7 protein-coding genes are annotated in these 6,016 nt (G+C 65.7%); 3 read left to right on the forward strand and 4 right to left on the reverse strand.

Annotated elements, in window-relative coordinates:
- Positions 1-175 precede the first annotated feature (175 nt).
- The 3 genes from hisI to KBZ07_RS14915 are packed head-to-tail and all read right to left on the reverse strand — an operon-like array spanning position 176 to position 2,341.
- Positions 176-796, reverse strand: a complete 621-nt coding sequence (hisI, locus tag KBZ07_RS14905) for a phosphoribosyl-AMP cyclohydrolase (RefSeq protein ID WP_254932348.1) — start codon at positions 794-796, stop codon at positions 176-178.
- A gap of 5 nt (positions 797-801) precedes the next feature.
- A complete protein-coding gene (locus KBZ07_RS14910; protein ID WP_254932349.1) occupies positions 802-1,908 on the reverse strand; it encodes a WD40 repeat domain-containing protein in 1,107 nt (368 codons plus the stop codon).
- Positions 1,901-2,341 carry a hypothetical protein gene (locus tag KBZ07_RS14915; RefSeq protein ID WP_254932350.1) on the reverse strand — a complete coding sequence of 147 codons (441 nt, stop codon included), beginning with the start codon at positions 2,339-2,341 and terminating at the stop codon, positions 1,901-1,903. The genes KBZ07_RS14910 and KBZ07_RS14915 overlap by 8 nt, the downstream gene beginning before the upstream one ends.
- A 153-nt stretch (positions 2,342-2,494) precedes the next feature.
- Between KBZ07_RS14915 and KBZ07_RS14920 the strand changes: the two genes are divergently transcribed.
- The 3 genes from KBZ07_RS14920 to yidD are packed head-to-tail and all read left to right on the forward strand — an operon-like array spanning position 2,495 to position 4,888.
- Positions 2,495-3,193 carry an SgcJ/EcaC family oxidoreductase gene (locus KBZ07_RS14920; RefSeq protein ID WP_254932351.1) on the forward strand — a complete coding sequence of 233 codons (699 nt, stop codon included), beginning with the start codon at positions 2,495-2,497 and terminating at the stop codon, positions 3,191-3,193.
- Complete coding sequence (gene cysS, locus KBZ07_RS14925; protein ID WP_254932352.1) at positions 3,193-4,644, forward strand: cysteine--tRNA ligase; 1,452 nt, start codon at positions 3,193-3,195, stop codon at positions 4,642-4,644. The genes KBZ07_RS14920 and cysS overlap by 1 nt, the downstream gene beginning before the upstream one ends.
- A gap of 4 nt (positions 4,645-4,648) precedes the next feature.
- Positions 4,649-4,888 (forward strand): membrane protein insertion efficiency factor YidD, encoded by a 240-nt coding sequence (gene yidD, locus KBZ07_RS14930; RefSeq protein WP_396123383.1) that lies wholly within the window; start codon positions 4,649-4,651, stop codon positions 4,886-4,888.
- 64 nt (positions 4,889-4,952) lie between these two features.
- On the opposite strand, the gene KBZ07_RS14935 is transcribed toward yidD, so the two are convergent.
- Positions 4,953-6,016: WD40 repeat domain-containing protein (locus tag KBZ07_RS14935; RefSeq protein WP_254932354.1), on the reverse strand; the 1,064-nt coding region annotated here is incomplete at its 5' end.

Consider the following 6,016-nt stretch of genomic DNA (forward strand, 5'->3'; position numbering starts at 1 on the left):
GGTCTGCCTCGGGGCTACGCAGCCCACCAGGACGAGAGCCAGTGCCAAAAGACCAGTGCGTTGCAGGCAGGCGAACAAAAAGCTCATCAGGATTCAGACAACAAGAGTGGATGGCCCATCAGGGAAACCAGGGCGGCGACCCTCACGACAGAAGGAGCTGCAATGAGAATCATTCTTATCGTAACGGAGACTGTTTCGCCTTTTTGAGCAGGTCACGCCAGGAGAAGCCGCGGGCGGCGAGGCCTTGCTGCAGAGCGTCCAGCAGCGCCAGGGCGTGGTCAAGATCCTCACCGTCCACGCCCTGATGCCAGTCCCCGGTCAGCTGTTGGCAGGCCGCATCAAGCCCAGCAGCAGCGGTGATGGCGCCGCCGCTGGTGCGCCCATCTGGCCGAAGTCGGGCTCTTGCGCTGAGTGCATCCACCGGCGGAGGCAGGGCCTGGGGGCCTCCGCCGGTTGGCGTGTCACCGTCTTCAAAAAAACAACTGCGGGCGCCTGTGTGGCAAGCCACATCCCCCACCTGCTGCACGCTTAGCAGCAGCACGTCTGCATCGCAGTCGTAGCGAAACCCCCGCAGCAGCTGGATGTGTCCGCTGGTTGCTCCTTTGTGCCAGAGCTGCTGGCGCGAGCGGCTCCAGTAGTGCACCTGCCCGGTCTCAAACGTGGCCAGCAGCGATGGGCTGGTCATCCAGGCCAACATCAACACCGCACCGTCGAGCCAGTCCTGCGTGATGGCGGGGATCAAGCCATCGGCGTTGAAACGCAGGTGATCGACGCAGGCGCGTGGCCATCGCTCCATGGCGCTCATGCCCTGACCCCCTCATCCGGATCGAGGGGCCACATCACCCAGCCGCCCTCCTCACCGCCAGCTGCCAGGGCCTTGCGGTCGGCTCGCCAGGCCACGCTGCTGAGCGCCTGGCCATTCAGTTCGAGCACCTGGAGCAGGGATCCGGCTTCCGACCACAGCGCCGCGGTGCCATCACGCGAGGCCGTGACGATCGGGGCCTGGGCAGGGCCACAGGCCAGCGCTGAGATCCGATCCAGATGAAAGGGCAGCAGCACGGCGTTCCAGGCCTCAAGGTCACCCCCCTGGCCCGACCACACCACAGCGGCCTCCGCCGCTGCGACCAGCAGCCCTTGCTGTCCGCTGGCCAACCGCGACAGCGCCAGCGCATGGATCTTGCCCGGCAGGTCACCTACGCCAAGCATGGGTTGCTGCAGATCCCGCCACAGCACCAGGCGGCGATCCAGCAAACCAGCTACGAGCCAAGGGGGGTCCGATCCCCAAACCAGCTGCAGAACCGCCGAGCCGGTTTCCAGGTGCAGCGGCTCCATGGCCCGATGGGTAGGAGCCGGTGTCAGCGGCAGGCGCCAGATCCACACCCCCTGGCCCGTGCCCGCCGCCAGTTGATCGCCCGTTGGGCTCCAGCTCAATGCCATCACCGCAGCCCCCGGGATGCGCAGAGGCGGCAGCCAGATCTGAGCCTCGCTGTGCCAGAGGCAGATCTCCGCTCCCCGTGCCACCGCCAGCAACACGCCATACGGTTGCCACGCCAGTTGATCAATCCAGCCCCCCAGTGGCGGCACCGGCCTCTGTTCGGGCACGTCTCCGTCCAGTTGCCAGAGCGAGAGCACACCACCCTCACCGGCGGCAGCCAGCCGGCTGCCACAGCTGGAAAAACCCAGGGCGTCAAAGCCCTTGCTACCGGCAGCGGTGGCCTCCTGCAAGGGCCAGTCCACGCCGGCCGCGAAATCCACAAGGATGAAATCCCCAGCAGCGCTGGTGATGGCCAATTGGGCAGCCTGGGGAGCCCAGGCCAAGCCGGTGATGCATCCCTGAACCTTGCCGCGCAGTTGCTCCTTCACCGGTCCTTGGGCCGTGGCTGATGCGGGCTGCGAGAGCTCAACCATCACGGGTGCTGCACTCCAACAGCTGGTTGAGCCGCATCCGCTGCTCGCCGTGCGGATCAGGGGCCAGCTCACCGACCAGCTCCTGAGCCAACCGCTCGACAGCCTGCGGCCACTCCACCTCACCGGTGCGCTGCAGCAGCAGCTCCACCGAAAGCAGCCAGGCCTGCAGAGCCCTGAGATCGCTGAGCACCTGCCGCCGACCGATGGTCTGCCGCGCCAGGGAGGACGGTTCGCTGGCGAGGTGCTGGACAACAGCCGCCGTCAGGCTCTGCATGGCCTGGAGGCAGGCCCAGAGCTGCTGTTGCTGCCCCCGCAGGCTGTCCTGCCGTCGCAGCAGCCCATCGTGAAGCCGCTCGAAGCGCTCCTGCTCCTCGGGTGAGGGTTCCTGTTCCCAGGGGTCCTGACCAGAGAATTCCCGCGCGTCCGAAGTCATCGGCAGACGCCGGAGCCAGGGGGACGAGAGCAGCACCAAATGCTCCGCATCAGCAAACGATAATCATTCTCGTAAGATAGCTGCTTGGTGTTGTCCTCCTTGGCCATGCAGCGCAGAACAGCTTCACGGCAGGGGCAGAGCCCCATCACCCCAGTGGCACGCGCACCTGAGAAGCCCGCGCCTGTGCTGACCGTGGCGCTGCAGGCCACGGACCTTAGTGGCAGGCGGCAAACCGAACGGCAACTCCTCTCCCTGGCTGTTGGTCAAGACACACTTCCGGCCTGGCTGGAAATGGAGTTGGCAGGCCTGCAGCCAGGAACCACAAGGCGCTGGCGCGTGGGGCCTCGCCAGCGGCCCCTGGCACTGGTGGGCCATTCCCTCCTGCCCAGCAACGGGCTGATTTGGTTGCAGGTGGAGCTGCTCGAATCCCGCCAGCCCTCACTGCCAGGGGATGGGCCCAGTGGTTGCGCCTTGATCAGCCAGGCCGAGGTTCAGATGCTGTTTGAACGCTGGAACAACGCGTTGCAGAGCCGGGATCCGGAACGAATAGCGCACTTGTACAGCCGCGATGCGGTGCTGCTGCCAACGCTCTCGGATGAGCCCCGAACAGACCATGACAGCATCGTGGACTATTTCAGCCACTTTCTAGAGAAGCGACCCAGCGGTGAGATCAGCCAGCGGGAAATTCTGATCGGCTGCAACATGGTGCAAGACGCAGGTTTATACAACTTCCGCTTCCTTGACGGCAGCAACGCCCAGGCCCGCTACAGCTTTATCTACGTGCTTGAGAATGGTGAGTGGAAGATCTCCCACCATCACTCCTCCCTGCTGCCGGAAGCAACAAGAAGCTGATGGGCACCCTCAGGATCCAGCTCCACGACAGCCTGAGCCGGCGCAAGCGCCCCCTGCAGCTGGAGCAACCTGATCGGGTGACGCTGTATGTGTGCGGCCCCACCGTCTATGACTTGCCCCACATTGGGAATGCCAGGCCGGCTGTGGTCTTTGATGTGTTGGTGCGCTTGCTTCGCCACGCCTATCGGCAGGTGATCTATGTGCGCAACTTCACCGATGTCGATGACAAGATTAACGCGGCGGCAGCCTCAAAGGGGGTGCCCATTCGCACGATCACGGAGCGCACGATTGCCGCGTATCAGGCCGACATGCGCGCTCTGCATGTGCTTCCACCGGACCGGGAGCCCCGCGTCACCGAGCACATCAGCGACATCCAGCTCCTGATCGCCCAACTGCTGGATCGTGGCCATGCCTATGTGGCGGCGGGCCATGTGCTGTTCGAGGTGGCCAGCTTTGCCGGCTACGGCCAGCTCTCCGGCCGCACGAAGGAAGGAATGCAGGCCGGCGCCCGCGTGGAGGTGGCGCCGTTCAAGCGCGATCCCATGGATTTCGTGCTCTGGAAACCCTCCAGTCCCGACCTGTCGGGCTGGGAGAGTCCCTGGGGTCGCGGAAGGCCCGGCTGGCACGTGGAATGCACGGCCATGATCCAGCGCCACCTAGGTTTCCCGATCGACATCCACGGCGGCGGCCAGGATCTGATCTTTCCCCATCACGAGAACGAGATCGCCCAGGGCTGTGCCGCCACCGGTCTGCCCTACTGCCACACCTGGCTGCACAACAGCTTCATCACCGTGGCTGGGCAGAAGATGTCCAAATCCCTCGGCAATGTGCTGCTGGTCCGAGATCTGCTTCTGCAGGTTCCCGGTGAAGTTCTCCGCTTAGCCCTGCTGGCCAGCCACTACCGCCAACCGCTGGACTGGAATCAGGAGCGTCTCGTGCAGGCCAAGCGCACGTTGGCGGCCTTCTACAGGGCCCTGACCTGTGGCGACACCGCGACAGGTGTTGGCGCGACTGGCAACGAGGGCGAACCGGATCCGATCGTGCTGCAGGCCCTGGCGGACGATCTCAACATCTCCGCCACCCTTGCCCGCCTGCATGGCATGAGCCGGGAGCTGCAACGCGCCAGCTCCGCTGCTGAGCGGGAATCGCTCAGGGCCAGCCTGCTCGCCTCAGGCCGTCTGCTCGGCTTGCTGCAGCAGGATCCCCATCAGGCCCTGGCCGCCTTGCAGGCCCCGTCCCAGCAGCTCGAACGGTCGCAGCCGAAGCTGATCGAGGGGGCCATCGCCGAGCTCCAGAAGCGCCGCCTCCAGGCCCGTCAGGACGGCGATTTTCAGTTGGCCGACCGGTTGCGGCGTCAGCTGATCGAGGCGGGGGTGACGGTCGCAGACGGCAGGGCCTGCCGTCCGATCGCTCCACCAACCCCTGCTGGACCCTCCCATCACCATGGCTGAAATCGTGAAGCGTCTCCTGCTGCTGCTGATCCGCGGCTACCAGATCCTGATCAGCCCACTGCTGGGGCCCAACTGTCGCTTCACTCCCAGCTGCTCCCAGTACGCCATCGAAGCGATCCAGATCCACGGGATAATCGGCGGCAGCTGGCTGTCGCTCTGCCGGCTGGGTCGCTGTCATCCACTTCACCCGGGTGGCTACGACCCCGTTCCACCCCCTATGCAGAAAGAGACAAGCCAGCCATGACCGCCTCTGATCCGCAACGGCGCTTGGAGCAGTTCAAGGCGTTCATGGGCGTTGGAGCCGCTGTTCAACCAAACCCGGCCCCACCGGAACGCCGCTGACGTTCCCTGCTTGGCACTTCCACCGGCCACAGCCACCAGCGGCCTTGATCGCCACCGGCCGCCAGATGACGGCCATCAGGCCGCCAGGCCAGCGCCTGGAAACCTTGCCCCTCCCCTTCCAGCGGCTGCCGCATCCGGCCGCGTCCATCCCAGAGGGCCACGGTGCCGTCGGCGGAGGCACTGGCCAGCAGGCTGCTATCAGGCGCAAAGGCAAGAGCATGAAAGCGGTGCTGATGCCAAAGAAGGGGCTCGGGCTTCCAGCCCTGCTGGCTCTGATTGCGCTGTTGCCACAGCACCACGGTGTCGCCTGAGGCCACCGCCAAGGCGGGTGCCAGTCGACCAGGCTGATCGCTCCAGGCCAGGGCCCGCACCTTCGCGGGGAACCCACTGAACTGCCAGGGTCGGCCATAGCCCTCCTCGGGCCAGAGCAGCAGCGAGCGATCCATCTGGCCACAGGCCAGAAGCCCACCGATGGGCGAAAAGGCCAGGGCCAGGCCAGCCGAGCCCGTGGGGGCCCGCAGGGGGGCCGTGCCCGCAGGGTCCAAGGGGCACCACAGCACCACTTCACCGTGGCAACTGGCCGCTAGCTGTACCCCATCGGCGCTCCAAGCCAGGGTCTGGATCGTGCCGGGCAACGGCAGCGGTGGCTCACGCCATTGGCGGTTGGCCCCATCCCAGAGCCGCAGCTCGCGCCCGGCCGCCACTGCCAGCAGTAAGCCACCAGGCTGCCAGGCCGCCGCATCGATCCAGCCGCTGCCCAGGGGGATGGGATCCATGGCCAGCGGCCGCACCCCGGTGCCACCCAGCTCCCAGAGCAGCAGCTCGCCGGCCTGACCTGCGGCCATCAGGAACTGGCCATTGCCGCTGAAACCCACCACATCAAGGCTGCTGTCATGGTCGCCACGCAGCAGCTCCTCACAGCCGGCGCGGAAATCGAGCAGCAGCAATTCACCACCGGTGCTGGTGATGGCTAGAAACTCACCATCAACCGACCAGGCCATCGCCGAGATCGGCTGCTGCAGATCACCGC

The organism is Cyanobium sp. BA20m-14 (genome assembly GCF_024346295.1).

Coding starts and splice junctions, on each gene's coding strand:
- cysS (WP_254932352.1), top strand. CDS start 3,193: ATGGGCACCCTCAGGATCCAGCTCCACGACAGCCTGAGCCGGCGCAAG.
- KBZ07_RS14915 (WP_254932350.1), bottom strand. CDS start 2,341: ATGACTTCGGACGCGCGGGAATTCTCTGGTCAGGACCCCTGGGAACAG.
- KBZ07_RS14910 (WP_254932349.1), bottom strand. CDS start 1,908: ATGGTTGAGCTCTCGCAGCCCGCATCAGCCACGGCCCAAGGACCGGTG.
- hisI (WP_254932348.1), bottom strand. CDS start 796: ATGGAGCGATGGCCACGCGCCTGCGTCGATCACCTGCGTTTCAACGCC.